The sequence below is a fragment of the Acidovorax sp. AC410 genome (assembly GCF_979253235.1).
The window spans coordinates 1,909,872-1,922,923 of the sequence record NZ_CEEDCG010000001.1 but is presented as its reverse complement, the minus strand read 5'-3'; the positions used below and the strand labels follow the sequence as shown (position 1 = coordinate 1,922,923).

12 protein-coding genes are annotated in these 13,052 nt (G+C 68.2%); 8 read left to right on the top strand and 4 right to left on the bottom strand.

Translation table 11 applies throughout. The features are described from left to right. The first annotated feature begins 162 nt into the window (after positions 1–162). Positions 163–1,287 carry an alkene reductase gene (locus tag AC0IZS_RS08870; protein ID WP_471635297.1) on the top strand — a complete coding sequence of 375 codons (1,125 nt, stop codon included), beginning with the start codon at positions 163–165 and terminating at the stop codon, positions 1,285–1,287. A gap of 7 nt (positions 1,288–1,294) precedes the next feature. Here AC0IZS_RS08870 and AC0IZS_RS08865 read toward each other — a convergent pair whose 3' ends face one another. The 3 genes from AC0IZS_RS08865 to AC0IZS_RS08855 all read right to left on the bottom strand — a co-directional run bounded on the left by AC0IZS_RS08865 (position 1,295) and on the right by AC0IZS_RS08855 (position 6,082). Continuing rightward, positions 1,295–1,873: a hemerythrin domain-containing protein gene (locus tag AC0IZS_RS08865; protein WP_471635296.1), complete on the bottom strand. Its 579-nt coding sequence runs from the start codon at positions 1,871–1,873 to the stop codon at positions 1,295–1,297. A gap of 154 nt (positions 1,874–2,027) precedes the next feature. After that, the gene (locus AC0IZS_RS08860; RefSeq protein ID WP_471635295.1) at positions 2,028–3,701 is read right to left on the bottom strand and encodes a methyl-accepting chemotaxis protein; all 1,674 of its coding nucleotides are present in this window, start codon (positions 3,699–3,701) and stop codon (positions 2,028–2,030) included. Positions 3,702–3,844: 143 nt separating this feature from the next. Beyond that, positions 3,845–6,082 (bottom strand): heavy metal translocating P-type ATPase, encoded by a 2,238-nt coding sequence (locus tag AC0IZS_RS08855; protein ID WP_471635294.1) that lies wholly within the window; start codon positions 6,080–6,082, stop codon positions 3,845–3,847. A gap of 109 nt (positions 6,083–6,191) precedes the next feature. Between AC0IZS_RS08855 and AC0IZS_RS08850 the strand changes: the two genes are divergently transcribed. The 3 genes from AC0IZS_RS08850 to cueR all read left to right on the top strand — a co-directional run bounded on the left by AC0IZS_RS08850 (position 6,192) and on the right by cueR (position 8,030). Next, on the top strand, positions 6,192–7,280 hold the full coding sequence (locus AC0IZS_RS08850; protein ID WP_471635293.1) for a flavodoxin family protein: 1,089 nt from the start codon (positions 6,192–6,194) through the stop codon (positions 7,278–7,280). Positions 7,281–7,386: 106 nt separating this feature from the next. Continuing rightward, the gene (locus AC0IZS_RS08845) at positions 7,387–7,605 is read left to right on the top strand and encodes a heavy-metal-associated domain-containing protein (protein ID WP_471635292.1); all 219 of its coding nucleotides are present in this window, start codon (positions 7,387–7,389) and stop codon (positions 7,603–7,605) included. After that, entirely contained in the window at positions 7,602–8,030 is a 429-nt protein-coding gene (gene cueR, locus AC0IZS_RS08840) for a Cu(I)-responsive transcriptional regulator (RefSeq protein ID WP_471635291.1), read from the top strand. Before AC0IZS_RS08845 ends, cueR begins: the two co-directional genes overlap by 4 nt. Here the strand turns inward: cueR and AC0IZS_RS08835 are convergent. After that, positions 8,027–8,764, bottom strand: a complete 738-nt coding sequence (locus tag AC0IZS_RS08835) for a TetR/AcrR family transcriptional regulator (RefSeq protein WP_471635290.1) — start codon at positions 8,762–8,764, stop codon at positions 8,027–8,029. The two genes, cueR and AC0IZS_RS08835, sit on opposite strands and share 4 nt — an antisense overlap. Before the next feature lie 150 nt (positions 8,765–8,914). Here AC0IZS_RS08835 and AC0IZS_RS08830 point away from each other — a divergent pair, with 150 nt between their 5' ends. The 4 genes from AC0IZS_RS08830 to AC0IZS_RS08815 all read left to right on the top strand — a co-directional run bounded on the left by AC0IZS_RS08830 (position 8,915) and on the right by AC0IZS_RS08815 (position 12,983). Further along, positions 8,915–9,781, top strand: a complete 867-nt coding sequence (locus AC0IZS_RS08830; RefSeq protein WP_471635289.1) for an ABC transporter ATP-binding protein — start codon at positions 8,915–8,917, stop codon at positions 9,779–9,781. Continuing rightward, positions 9,778–10,659 (top strand): branched-chain amino acid ABC transporter permease, encoded by an 882-nt coding sequence (locus AC0IZS_RS08825; RefSeq protein ID WP_471635288.1) that lies wholly within the window; start codon positions 9,778–9,780, stop codon positions 10,657–10,659. Before AC0IZS_RS08830 ends, AC0IZS_RS08825 begins: the two co-directional genes overlap by 4 nt. Positions 10,660–10,749: 90 nt before the next feature. Beyond that, entirely contained in the window at positions 10,750–11,787 is a 1,038-nt protein-coding gene (locus AC0IZS_RS08820) for a branched-chain amino acid ABC transporter permease (RefSeq protein WP_471635287.1), read from the top strand. A gap of 17 nt (positions 11,788–11,804) precedes the next feature. Beyond that, on the top strand, positions 11,805–12,983 hold the full coding sequence (locus tag AC0IZS_RS08815) for an ABC transporter substrate-binding protein (RefSeq protein ID WP_322594455.1): 1,179 nt from the start codon (positions 11,805–11,807) through the stop codon (positions 12,981–12,983). Positions 12,984–13,052 lie beyond the last annotated feature (69 nt).

The window sequence follows — 13,052 nt, the reverse complement described above, 5'->3', positions numbered from 1 at the left end:
GCTGTCGCCGACCTTTCCCCGTGCCAGGCCCGCCGCGCCTTTCGATAACACAAATGCCTTGCCCTGTGTTGCGCCAGCCCACTGCAGCCTTTGCCGATTGCGAATACGCTTGTCCGTCATTTCCGGTCCTTGCGACCTCCGCACGAAAGAAAGCACCACCGCATGTCCACACCTTCGCTTTTCGATCCCATCCAGGTCGGTGACCTGCAGCTGGCCAACCGCATCGCCATGGCGCCGCTCACGCGCAACCGCGCACCCAATGCCGTGCCGGCCGAGATCACCGCCACCTACTACGCGCAGCGCGCCAGCGCCGGCCTGCTGATCACCGAGGCCACGGCCATCAGCCACCAGGGCCAGGGCTATGCCGACGTGCCGGGCCTGTACGGCACCGAGCAGCTCGATGCCTGGAAGAAGGTCACCACCGCTGTACACAAGGCCGGCGGCAAGATCGTGACCCAGCTGTGGCACGTGGGCCGCATCTCGCACAACGACCTGCAGCCCGATGGCGGCGCACCGGTGGCGCCCTCGGCCCTCATCGCCAAGTCCAAGACCTACCTGATCGACCGCGAGACCGGCAAGGGCAGCTTCGTGCCCACCTCGCAGCCGCGCGCGCTCGACGCCTCGGAACTGCCCGGCATCGTGCACGCCTATGCGGCGGCGGCCCGCAACGCCGTGGAAACCGCCGGCTTCGATGGCGTGGAGATCCATGGCGCCAACGGCTACCTGCTCGACCAGTTCCTCAAGACCGGCGCCAACCAGCGCACCGACGACTACGGCGGCAGCATCGAGAACCGCGCCCGCCTGCTGCTCGAAGCCACGCGCGCCGCCGTGGACGCCGTGGGTGGCGGCAAGGTCGGCATCCGCCTCTCGCCCGTCACGCCCGCCAACGACATCGTGGACGCGGCCCCCCAGCCCCTGTTCGACTACGTGGTGCGCCAGCTCGCCCCGCTGGGCCTGGCCTACATCCACATCATCGAAGGCGCCACCGGTGGCCCGCGCGAGCTGCCCGAGCGCCCCTTCGATTACGCGGCCCTCAAGGCCGCCTACCGCGCAGCCGGCGGCAAGGGTGCCTGGATGACCAACAACGCCTACGACGCCACCCTGGCCGAGCAGGCCGTGGCCGACGGCTCGGCCGACATCGTGGCCTTCGGCAAGCTCTACATCGCCAACCCCGACCTGGTCGAGCGCCTGCGCAAGAAGGCCCCGCTCAACGCCTGGGACCAGAGCACCTTCTACGGCGGCGGCGAGAAGGGCTACACCGACTACCCGACGCTCCAGTCGGCGTGAATCCGGCCTACCCCAGTCCTATGGGATTGGGGGCCCGCATCACGATGCGGGTGAACAGTCGGTCATAGGCCCCATCGCGGGCCGGGCCCTGCGCCAGGGGGCTGACGTTGGTGGCAAACGCCGCATCCACGGCCGCCCAGTCCTGCGCATCCAGGTGCGCATGGGCCGCGGGCAGCACCACGGTCTCTTCGATCCGCATGTGCTCCAGGTAGAAGGCCACATAGCGGTGCAGGGCCTCCTCGAACGCGCTGCGCCGCGTGTCCCCCAACAGCTCCCAGGCCAGCAGCAGGTGCTGCAGCTCGCGCACTGCGGCCTCGCCGCCCACATGCTCGCGCTCGAGCTGTGCGATGGCGGCAGCTGCCTCGGGCGCACGCTCGGCCACGCGCGGAAACAGCCACTGCGATTCCTTGGGGTGGTGCTGCCTCTCCGGGAATTCATCAATATAGAACAGCATCGCGCGCATCACGTCGAAGAACGCGGCCGGCGCATCGGCGGGCCCCCGCTCCAGCATCAGTTGCAGCGAGCGCAGCACCGCTGCCAGCGACGCGTGCTCGTCGCGAATGGTCCGCACACTGGCATGAGGCATGGCCTTGCTCCCAAATAATTCCAACAGGCCCAAGCGTGACATGCAGGCGCCCGGACCGACCTGACACAGGTCAATGAAAACCGAGCGCCCATGAAAAAAGCCCCGCTCGCCGAAGCGTGCGGGGCCTTGTCGTGGGGCTGAAGACGGCGTGGCGTCAGCGTGCCAGCAACTGGCGCGAGCCCGTTGGCGCACGCAGCGATGCATGCTGCTGGGGCTGGGCCACGGGGCCGCCGCTGTGACCGCCATGGCCACCATGGCCCATCGACTCGGCCAGCTGGAACTGCTGCACCACTTCCGACAGGCGCGCCGCCTGCTCGCGCAGCGACTCGGCCGCCGCAGCGGACTCCTCCACCAGGGCCGCGTTCTGCTGCGTCATGCGGTCGATCTCGCCCACCGACTGGTTCACCTGGCCGATGCCAGCCGACTGCTCGGTGGCGGCCGCCGTGATCTCGCCGATGATGTCGCCCACGCGCTGCACGCTGGCCACGATCTCCTTCATGGCCGTGCCCGCGTCTTCCACGTGGCGCACGCCGCCGTCCACGGCGGTCACGCTGTTGTGGATCAGGCCCTTGATGTCGCTGGCCGCAGCGGCCGAGCGCTGGGCCAGGCTGCGCACTTCGCTAGCCACCACGGCAAAGCCGCGGCCCTGCTCGCCGGCACGGGCGGCTTCCACAGCGGCGTTCAGCGCCAGGATGTTGGTCTGGAAGGCGATGGAGTCGATCAGGCCGATGATGTCGCCGATCTTGCGGCTCGATGCCGAGATCTCCTGCATGCTGGCCACGGCCTGCTGCACCACCGAACCACCGCGTGTGGCGGTGTTCGATGCCGAGGCCGCCAGCTGGTTGGCCATCTGCGAGGACGATGCCGTCTGCTGCACGGTGGAGGTCAGCTGCGACAGCGAGGCCACGGCCTCCTGCGCGTTGCTGGCGGTCTGCTCGGTGCGCTGCGACAGGTCCTGGTTGCCGGTGGCGATCTCCTGGCTGGCCGTGGCAATGTTGCCGCTGGCATCGCGCACCTGCGCCACCAGGGCGCCCAGGCCCTGCTGCATGTCGCCCAGCGCGCGCTGCAGATCGGCGACCTCGTCCTTGCCGTCGGCCACGATGGGCTGCGACAGGTCACCGCCGGCAATCGCCTGCGCCATGCGGCGCGCATCGGCCAGCGGGTTGCAGATGGACATCATGTTCAAGAGCGTCAGCGGCACCACCACCACCACCGTGATCAGCACCGCCAGCACGAACAGCCACTTGGTCTGGCTGGTCACTTTGTCCTGCTGCTCCACGGCATTGGTGACCTCGGTGCGCAGCACCGTGTCGAGCTGGGCCATGAGCTTGTCGGCCTGGTCGAACTCGGCCACGGCCTTGCCGCTCATGCGGTTGGCGATGGTGGCCGTGTCGTAGCCGCCGGCTTCGAGCTGGCGCGCCACATGGGCAAACTGCTCGCGGTAGCTGTCCAGGCGCTTGATGATGTCGCGCACCACGGGGTTGTCGCTGTCTTCCGGCCCTTCGAGGAACTGGCCTGCGATCTTCTTGGCCTTGTCCTGGCTGGCCAGCCACTTGGTGTGCACGGTCTTCACGACCTCGGGCTTCTCGTAGCCGATGATCATGTCCTTTTCCAGCTGGCGGATGGTCCCCATCTCGCCGCGCAACTCGGCCATGTAACCCACCTCGGCGAACGAGTTGGCCATGAAGTCCTCGGACAGGGCGTGGATGCGGAACATGCCCAGCATACCGGCCCCGCCCAGAAGCCCCAGCAACCCCAGCACCACGGCAATGGCGCCCAGCATTCGGAACCGAATGGTGAACTGCCGCATGAGCGCGAATAGATTCATGTCTGTCATCCTTCAATTGGTATGTATGCCGGTGCCGAACTGCAAGGGATCCTCATACAAGGACCCTGCCCCCGTTGTCCGCCCGACTGCAACAAAACGTTGCAGTTTGCCAGACATGTGTGACCATGCGCCATACGTGTTTATCACATGCGCCAGCGCTTGAGTAAGAGGGCATTCGCCATCACGCTCACCGAGCTGAGCGCCATGGCAGCCCCCGCCACCACCGGGCTCAGGTAACCGAGCGCCGCCAAAGGGATGCCGGCCACGTTGTAGGCAAAGGCCCAGAACAGGTTCTGGCGGATCTTGAGCACCGTGCGGTGCGAAATGTCGAGCGCTGCCGCCACCAGCAAAGGGTCACCGCGCATCAGCGTGATGCCCGCCGCATGCATGGCCACGTCCGTGCCATTGCCCATGGCCATGCCCACATCGGCAGCGGCCAGGGCCGGCGCATCGTTGACGCCGTCGCCCACCATGGCCACCACATGGCCACCCTGCTGCAATGCAGCAACCCGGGCCGCCTTGTCACCCGGCAGCACCTCGGCCATGACCTCGCCCGCCGCGGGGTCCAGCCCCAGGCGGCGTGCCATGGCCTCGGCCGCGCCCCGGTTGTCGCCCGACACCATCACCGTGCGGATGCCACGGGCCTTGAGTGCCGCCAGCGCTTCGCGCGCACCTGGCTTGGGCTCGTCGCCAAAGGCCAGCAGCGCGCGCATGGCCAGGCCCTGGGCCGTGCGCTCGGCCACCGCAGAGACGGTAGCGCCCTCGGCCTGCAGATCGGTGGCACGGCCGGCCAGCGATCCCAGGTCCACCTCCAGCTCCTGCATCCAGCGCAGGCTGCCCACGAGGTAGCTGGCGCCCTGCACTTCGCCTTCGGTGCCACGGCCCGGCACAGCGCGCACGGCATCTGGGGCCTGCAAGGCCAGCTGGCGCTCCTGCGCCGCGCGCACCACGGCGCGCGCCAGCGGGTGCTCGCTGCCGCTCTGCACCGCCGCGACCGCCGCCAGCACCGCGCCTTCGACCAGGCCCGGCACCACCTCGAAGGCGGTCAGCCGCGGCTGGCCCACGGTCAGCGTGCCGGTCTTGTCGAAGGCCACCGTGTCCACCTGGTGCGCGCGCTCCAGCGCCTGCGCATCCTTGATCAGAATGCCATGCTTCGCGGCCACCCCCGTGCCCGCCATGATGGCCGCCGGCGTGGCCAGGCCCAGCGCGCAGGGGCAGGCGATCACCAGCACCGCCACGGCGTGGATCAGCGCTGCCTCCATGCCCGCACCGCTCCACAGCCAGCCCAGCAAGGTGGCCAGCGCAATCGCCAGCACCACCGGCACGAACACGGCCGAGACCTTGTCCACCAGCCGCTGCAGCGGGGCCTTGGCGGCCTGGGCATCCTCCACCAGGCGGATGATGTGCGCCAGCACCGTCTCGGCGCCCACGGCCGTCACCGCCATCACAATGCGCCCGTCGCCATTGATCGAACCACCCGTGAGCGGCGCGCCCACGTCGCGCGCCACGGGCAGGGGTTCACCGGTCAGCATGGATTCGTCCACCTGCGTGTGGCCTTCATGCACCGTGCCGTCCACCGGGATGCGCTCGCCCGGGCGCACCACCAGCCGGTCGCCCACCAGCACCTCGGCCACGGGCACATCCACCTCGCCGGCCTTGCCCAACAGGTGTACCACGTCGGGCCTCAAGGCATGCAGCGCACGGATGGCGGTGGTGGTCTGGCGCTTGGCGCGCGCCTCCAGCCACTTGCCCAGCAACACCAGCGTGACCACCACGGCCGAGGCCTCGAAATACAGGTGCGGCGCATGGCCAGCGTGCGCCGTGGCCCACAGCCACACCGACAGGCCCCAGCCCGCGCTGGTGCCCAGCGCCACCAGCAGGTCCATGTTGCCCGTGAGCGCCTTCAGTGCATGCCAGCCCGCCTTGTAGAAACGTGCGCCCAGGATGAACTGCACCGGCGTGGCCAGCGCGAACTGCAGCCAGGCCGGCAGCATCCAGTCCTGCCCGAAGAGATCACCCACCATGGGCAGCACCAGCGGCGCCGACAGCGCCAGGCCCACGCCCACCGGCAGAAAGCCGGCCCAGGGCGACAGGTCCTCGGCCGCATCGGCGTCCTCCTTCGCCCGGGGCTCGTAGCCGGCATCGCGCACGGCCCGACGCAGCCGCGCCTGCAGCGCCGCGGCATCGCTGCCCTCGGGCGCCGCCATGGCCACGCGGGCCGATTCGGTGGCCAGGTTCACCGAGGCCTCCTTCACGCCCGGCACCTTGCGCAGCGCGCGCTCGACGCGCCCCACGCAGCTGGCGCAGGTCATGCCCGCGACTCCGAGATCGAACTGTTGCAGGGGCTCAAGGGCCTGTTCTGGGATGGTGGATGTCGTCATGGCATGTACGGTACAGCTTGCCATGGTGTCAAGGTCAAGCCCTTGCCCCAGATCAAGTCGGCGCCTTGTCCGATAGAGCCGCCGGACGGCCGGTGGTCGAATTTTCCCCATGACAAGCCCCACACCCCCACGGGCGCGCACCGGCCAGGCCCCCAAGCCCCTGGACCGCGCCGAATTCCGCGAACGCTTCCTGCTCGACTTCCAGGACCCGCGCTTTGCCGACGAGGCTGGCGACGCCCTGGACCGGATCGAGGCCATCGCCTGGCGCAACTACGACGACAACCGCAAGGCGCCCCGCACACGCAAGGCCGGGCCCGGCTATGCCGACCCGAACTACGATCTGTCGGTGGATTGGATCGAGGCCAAGGAGCGCATCGACGCAGCGCGTGCGCGCTGGGCCGACCCGGCCAGCCCCTCGCGCGTGCTGCTGGTCTGCGGCTCGGCGCGCAACGACGGCACCTGCCCCGGCGAGATCTCCAAGAGCTGGCGCATGCTCAACATGGCGCGCGACGTGCTGGCCGCCGAGCACATCGAGATCGACCTGCTCGACCTGAGCCGCGTCACCTCCGACTACGGGCGCCACATCCACCCCTGCAAGGGCTGCGTTTCCACGGCCATGCCGCTGTGCCACTTCCCGTGCAGCTGCTACCCCAATCACGCCATGCGCCAGACCGGCGACTGGATGAACGAGATCTACGAACGCTGGACCGCCGCGCACGGCGTGATGATCATCACCCCCGTGTACTGGTACCAGTCGCCCAGCCCGCTCAAGCTCATGATCGACCGCCTGGTCTGCGCCGACGGCGGCAACCCCGACCCCACCAGCACGCACGGCAAGAAATCCGCCGAGGCCAAGGCGCTGGAGCTGGCCGGCTGGGGCTACCCCAAGCACCTGGAAGGCCGCGCCTACGCCCTGGCCGTGCATGGCGACGTGGCCGGCATCGAGATGACGCGCCGCGGCCTGTCGGACTGGCTCGACTGGATGGGCTTCATCGACGCCGGCCCCGCCGCGCGCCTGGACCGCTACATCGGCTACTACGAAAGCTATGCCCAAAGCCACGAGGTGCTGGACCGGGATGCCGCCATGCAGGCCGAGATCCGCGGCGCCGCCCAGGCCCTGGCGGTGGCGGTGGGCGAGCTGCGCGCGGGCACCCTCTCGCGCCCCGATGCCGGCGTGCGCCGCGCCCGGCCGAAGTAGGCAGTCCCTCTTCAAGGTTTTGCAGCAGGGCTTGACCTTGCCACCATGTGAAGGTTTACGCTCCAGGCTGTTCAATGCAATCAGCCAACCAGCAAGGAGTCTTCACATGCAGCCATCCACCACCACCAGCCATGACTTCCAGGTTCAGGGCATGACCTGCGGCCACTGCGAGCGCGCCGTGACCCAGGCCGTGCAGGGCGTGGACCCCGATGCCACGGTGCGCATCGACCGCGCCAGCGGCAGCGTGCATGTGGCGCACAGCAGCGCCGACCGCGCAGCGCTGGCCGCGGCCATCGCCGAAGAAGGCTACGCCGTCGCGGCATGAGCAAGACCGACTGGCCCGTGCCCATCGGCGAGGCCGCGCGCCGCGCCGGGGTTTCGGCGCGCATGGTGCGCCACTACGAATCCCTGGGCCTGGTGGCCGGCGTGGCACGCACCGACAGCGGCTACCGCCAGTACACCGCGGCCGACGTGCATGGCCTGCGCTTCATCCGCCGCGCGCGCGACCTGGGCTTTTCGATGGAAGAGATCGCCGGCCTGCTCGCCCTGTGGCAGGACCGCAGCCGCGCCAGCAGCCAGGTCAAGCGCATCGCCCAGGTCCACATCGAGGACCTGAACGAGCGCATCGCCGCCATGCAGGCCATGCAGCGCAGCCTGCAGACGCTGGTGTCGTGCTGCCATGGGGATGAGCGGCCGGACTGCCCGATCCTGGATGACCTGGCGGGGGAGCCAGCTCCCCATCAACACTAAGCGCGTTTGCGCGGTGCCGCTGCAGCCGGCGCCGCCTTGCGCACCCGCTTGGCAGGCGCCTGGGCCACCACCGCCCCATCGGCACGCCGCAACACCCCCTGGCACAGCGTTGCTATGCACTGCTCGGCCACCTGCTCGGCCGTGTACTCGCCGCCGGGCTGGTACCAGCGGCCGATCCAGCTGAGCGCACCGGCGATCACGAAGGCCGTCATCTTCGGGTCGCAGGGCTGCAGCGAGCCCTCCTGCACGCCCTCGGCCACCAGGCGGCGGAACTCCCGGTCGATGGCGGACTTGTGGCGGCGCAGTTCGGCGCGGCTTTCGGGCGGCAGCTGCTCGTCGCCCACGCGGATCAGGCACTTGCCGAAGTCCATGGTGACGATGCGCGCATACACCTGCATGCAGGTCATGAGCTGGTCGATGGCCTTGCCGCCGGCCGCGCGCGAGGCGTCTATGCCCTCGAGCATCATTTCAAGCCCCTTGCTCACGCACTGCAGCAGGATCTCGTCCTTGTTCTTCACGTAGTAGTACAGCGTGGGCTTGGTCACATTCAACCGCGCAGCGATGTCGTCGAGCGAGGTGGCGTGAAAGCCGCGCTCGTTGAACAGCTGCGCGGCCGCCTGCAGCACGGCGTTGCGCTTGGCCTCGCGCTGCTGTTCGCGGTGGGACGCGGGCGCCCAGGGCGACGCGGGCGGGCGGTCCGCACTGCGGGGGGGCGACACGGTGGTGCTGGGCATGGCGGGCTGGTTCCTCGGGAAAGTACGGATGCTGGTTTGGCACAGAGCCTTCCAGAATCTACTCGTGAGTAAACAGTTTACGCACAAGTAGAAAATTTCTGCAGGCCCGCAGGCATTTTCTGGTCAGCACAAACCCGCATTAGAAAGCCAATGGAGACACACCCACCCGGCAATCCCCCCGCCAGCGCGCCGCCCCTGCTGCAGGTCGATGGCGTCACGCTGGCCTTTGGTGGGGTCAAGGCGCTCACCGGCGTGGGCTTTGGCGTGCAGGCCGGCTCCATCACTGCCGTCATCGGGCCCAACGGTGCGGGCAAGACCTCGCTGTTCAACACCATTTCGGGCTTCTACCGCCCGGGCAGCGGCGCCATTCGCTTCAAGGGCCAGGACATCACGCGCGTGCCAGCGCCACAGCGTGCCCGGCTGGGCCTGGGGCGCAGCTTCCAGAACATCGCGCTGTTTCGCGGCATGACGGTGCTCGACAACATCAAGCTCGGGCGCCACGCGCACCTCAAGACCAACGTGCTCGACGCGCTGCTGTACATCGGCCGCGCACGGCGCGAAGAGTCGCAGCTGCGCGCCGACATCGAGGAGCGCATCATCGACTTCCTGGAGATCGACCACATCCGCCACGCGCCCGTCTCGGCCCTGCCCTACGGCCTGCAAAAGCGCGTGGAGATGGCCCGCGCCCTGGCCATGCAGCCCGAGATCCTGATGCTCGACGAACCCGTGGCCGGCATGAACCGCGAGGAGACCGAGGACATGGCGCGCTTCATCCTCGACGTGCGCGCCGAATGGGGCGTCACGGTGCTCATGGTCGAACACGACATGGGCATGGTCATGGACCTGTCGGACCACGTGGTGGTGCTCAACTTCGGCCAGGTCATCGCCCAGGGCACCCCGGCCGAAGTGCAGGCCAACCCCGAGGTCATCCGCGCCTACCTGGGCTCGGGCGACGTGGGCGACCTGCGCGCCCGGCTGCATGCTGGGGCCGCGACGCCGCTGCAGGGAGTCGCATGATGGACTGGGCCTACCTGTTCGAAATCAGCCTCACCGGCATCTCCGGCGGCGGCCTGTACGCGCTGGCGGCACTGGCTTTCGTGATGGTCTACAAGGCCACGCGCGTGGTCAACATCGCCATCGGCGAGATGCTCATGGTCGGCGCCTACCTGTTCTTCACCTTTGCCGCCACCTTCGCGCTGCCGCTGTGGCTGGCCATTCCTGCGGCGGTGCTCGGCTCGGGCCTCTTGGGCGCGGTGATCGAACGCACCATGATCCGCCCGCTGCTGGGCGAGCCGCCGATCTCTGTCTTCATGGTCACCGTGGGCCTGGCCTCGGTGCTCGTGGGCCTGGTGGAGATGATCTGGACGGCCGACCAGCGCCGCCTGCCCGAATTCATGCCGACCAAGCCCATCATGGTCGGCGAGGCCTTTCTCGCGCCCAAGGTGTTCTGGGGCGCCATGATCGCCGTGGCCTTCATCGCAGCGGTGCTGCTGGTGTTCCGCTTCTGGCGCGGCGGCGTGGCCCTGCGCGCCACGGCCAGCGACCAGGCCGCCGCCTACTCGGTGGGCATCAACGTGCCGCGTGTGTTCTCGCTGGCCTGGGTGGTCTCGGCCATGATCGCCGCGGTCTCCGGGATCATCGTCGGCTCCATCGGCGGCATCTCGTCGAGCATGGGCGTGTTTGGCCTGTCGGTGCTGGTGGTGGTCATCGTCGGCGGGCTCGACAGCGTGCTCGGTGCCCTCATCGGCGGCCTGCTCATCGGCCTCATCGAGGCCCTGGCCGGCGCCTACCTGGGCGGCGAATACAAGCTCTTGGCCACCTTCATCGTGCTCGTGGCCGTGCTGCTGGTGCGGCCCTATGGCCTGTTCGGCACGCACGAGATAGAGAGACTCTAGAAACATGCGCCCCCACGTTCATCACTTCGTGTATTCACTGCCCCCCAGGGGGGCGCAGGCCTGCCTTGGGGCGGCCCGGCGGGAGGCCTGATGCGCATCGGTACCCTCAAGGAATCCTACGTCGCCGACGCAGCGCTGTTCGACTCGCGCACGCAGAAGGTCTGGCTCGCCGTGGCCGCCGCGCTGCTGCTGCTGTTCCCCTTCATGGCCAGCGACTACTGGCTCTACCTGGCCTGCCTGGTCAGCATCAACGTCGCCAGCGCCACGGGGCTCAACATCCTCACGGGCTACACGGGGCTGGTGAGCCTGGGGCAGGCCGCCTTCATGGGCCTGGGGGCCTACACCGTGGCCGTGCTGGAGACGCGCGTGGGCACGCCCTTCCTCGTGAACCTGCTGGCCGGCGGCTGCGTGGCCATGCTGGGCGGCATCATCGTGGGCATCCCCTCGCTGCGCGTCAAGGGCCTGTACCTGGCCATCGCCACCATCGCCGCATCGTTCATCGCGCACTTCATCTTCGCCAACTGGAAGTTCACGGGCGGCACCGGAGGGCTGAGCGTACCGCCGGCCAAGCTGTTCGGACTGCCGCTCGACACCTCGTTCCGCCTGTACTGGGTGATCGTACCGGTCACCGTGCTCATGCTGCTGGGCGCGGCCAATCTGTTTCGCACGCGCGTGGGCCGCGCCTTCATCGCCATCCGCGACCGCGACATTTCGGCCGAGGTGCTGGGCATCCCGCTGCTGCGCTACAAGCTGCTGTCGTTCGGCCTGTCCTCGTTCTACGCGGGCGTGGCGGGCGGCCTGTGGGCCTACTTCTTTCGCGTGGTCACGCCCGAGAGCTTTCCGCTGCTGATGTCCATCTTCTTCCTGGCCGCCATCATCGTTGGCGGCATGGGCTCCATCCTGGGCGGCATCCTGGGTGCAGTGTTCATGACCATGGTGCCCGAACTGCTCAAGCTGGTCGTCAACCTGCTGCCCGGCGGCAACGAGCTCACGGTGTTCCTCTCGCCCGTGCGCACCGTCATCTTCGGGCTGCTGATCATCGGCTTCCTCGTCTTCGAGCCCCATGGCCTGGCCGAAGTGTGGCGGCGCATCCGCCGTTTCTTCCATCTCTGGCCTTTCAGAAACTAAACCACCAGGAGACACGCATGCACAAGACCCCCACCTCCCCACGCCGCCGCTCGCTGCTCGCCGCCGCAGGCGCTGCCGCGCTGGCACACCCTCTGTCGGTGCTCGCGCAATCGGGCGAAGACATCGTCATCGGCGGCTCCATCCCGCTCACCGGCGTGTTCGCGTTTGCGGGTGTGGGCATCAACGCCGGCATCGGCGACTACGTGAAGATGGTCAACGACGCGGGCGGCATCAAGGGCCGCAAGCTCAGGTACGTGCCCGAGGACACGGGCTACAAGGTCGATGTCTCGGTGGCGGCCTACAAGAAGATCACCAGCCAGAACAAGGTCAACCTCTACTACGGCGACTCCACGGGCTTTTCCAAGACCATCAACCCCGAGCTCGACCGCGCCGGCACCACGCTGATGGCCGGCGCGTCCTTCGCGTCCGAACTCAACGATCCTGCCAAGTACCCCCACCAGTTCCTCGTGGGGCCCGACTACACCGAGATGTTCGGCATCCTGCTCAAGCACATCGCCAAGGAAAAGCCCGGTGCCAAGGTGGCCTTCGTGTATTCGGACTCCGAGTTCGGCCGCGACCCGATCGACAAGAGCGAGGCCGCGGCCAAGGCGCTCGGCCTGTCGGTACCCGTCAAGATCATGACGCCCGCCGGCAGCGTGGACGTCTCGGGCGAGGTCATCAAGCTGCGCCGCGCCGCGCCCGACTACACCATCTTCCACGGCTACATCCTGGCCCCCATCCCCGAGTTCATCACCCAGGGCAAGCAGCAGGGCATGACCAGCAAGTGGATGGGCACCTTCTGGACCATGGACAGCTCCACCGTGATGAAGATGGGCGAGGCCGCCGATGGCTTCATGGGCGTGATGCCCTACCGCTACTACTACGACACCGAGAAGGCGCCCATGCTGGAGAAGATCCGCGCGCTGCGCCCCGAGTACCAGAGCACAGCCTACATCCAGGGCTTTCTCGCCGCCATGCTGTTCACCGAATCGGCCAAGCGCTGCCTGGATGCGGGCAAGCCGCTCGATGGCAAGAACCTCAAGGCTGCGCTCAACAGCATCAAGGACTTCGACACCGGCGGCCTGATCGGCGTGCCGATCACCATCAGCGGCAACTCCATCCCTGTGGGCCGCGTGTACCGCGCGGACATGAAGGCCCAGAAGATGGTCGCCGCCTCCGACTGGATCAAGCTCTGATGTCCCTGACACCCCCCCTGAGTCGCTTCGCGCCTTCCCCCTTCAGGGGGACGCACCCCGAGGCCCGGC

Bases quoted from the DNA above. Each gene is read 5' to 3' on its own strand.
- AC0IZS_RS08825 (WP_471635288.1), top strand. From the start codon at position 9,778: ATGATGGACTGGGCCTACCTGTTCGAAATCAGCCTCACCGGCATCTCC.
- AC0IZS_RS08845 (WP_471635292.1), top strand. From the start codon at position 7,387: ATGCAGCCATCCACCACCACCAGCCATGACTTCCAGGTTCAGGGCATG.
- AC0IZS_RS08865 (WP_471635296.1), bottom strand. From the start codon at position 1,873: ATGCCTCATGCCAGTGTGCGGACCATTCGCGACGAGCACGCGTCGCTG.
- AC0IZS_RS08850 (WP_471635293.1), top strand. From the start codon at position 6,192: ATGACAAGCCCCACACCCCCACGGGCGCGCACCGGCCAGGCCCCCAAG.
- AC0IZS_RS08870 (WP_471635297.1), top strand. From the start codon at position 163: ATGTCCACACCTTCGCTTTTCGATCCCATCCAGGTCGGTGACCTGCAG.
- AC0IZS_RS08855 (WP_471635294.1), bottom strand. From the start codon at position 6,082: ATGACGACATCCACCATCCCAGAACAGGCCCTTGAGCCCCTGCAACAG.
- AC0IZS_RS08820 (WP_471635287.1), top strand. From the start codon at position 10,750: ATGCGCATCGGTACCCTCAAGGAATCCTACGTCGCCGACGCAGCGCTG.
- AC0IZS_RS08815 (WP_322594455.1), top strand. From the start codon at position 11,805: ATGCACAAGACCCCCACCTCCCCACGCCGCCGCTCGCTGCTCGCCGCC.
- AC0IZS_RS08860 (WP_471635295.1), bottom strand. From the start codon at position 3,701: ATGAATCTATTCGCGCTCATGCGGCAGTTCACCATTCGGTTCCGAATG.
- AC0IZS_RS08830 (WP_471635289.1), top strand. From the start codon at position 8,915: ATGGAGACACACCCACCCGGCAATCCCCCCGCCAGCGCGCCGCCCCTG.
- AC0IZS_RS08835 (WP_471635290.1), bottom strand. From the start codon at position 8,764: ATGCCCAGCACCACCGTGTCGCCCCCCCGCAGTGCGGACCGCCCGCCC.
- cueR (WP_471635291.1), top strand. From the start codon at position 7,602: ATGAGCAAGACCGACTGGCCCGTGCCCATCGGCGAGGCCGCGCGCCGC.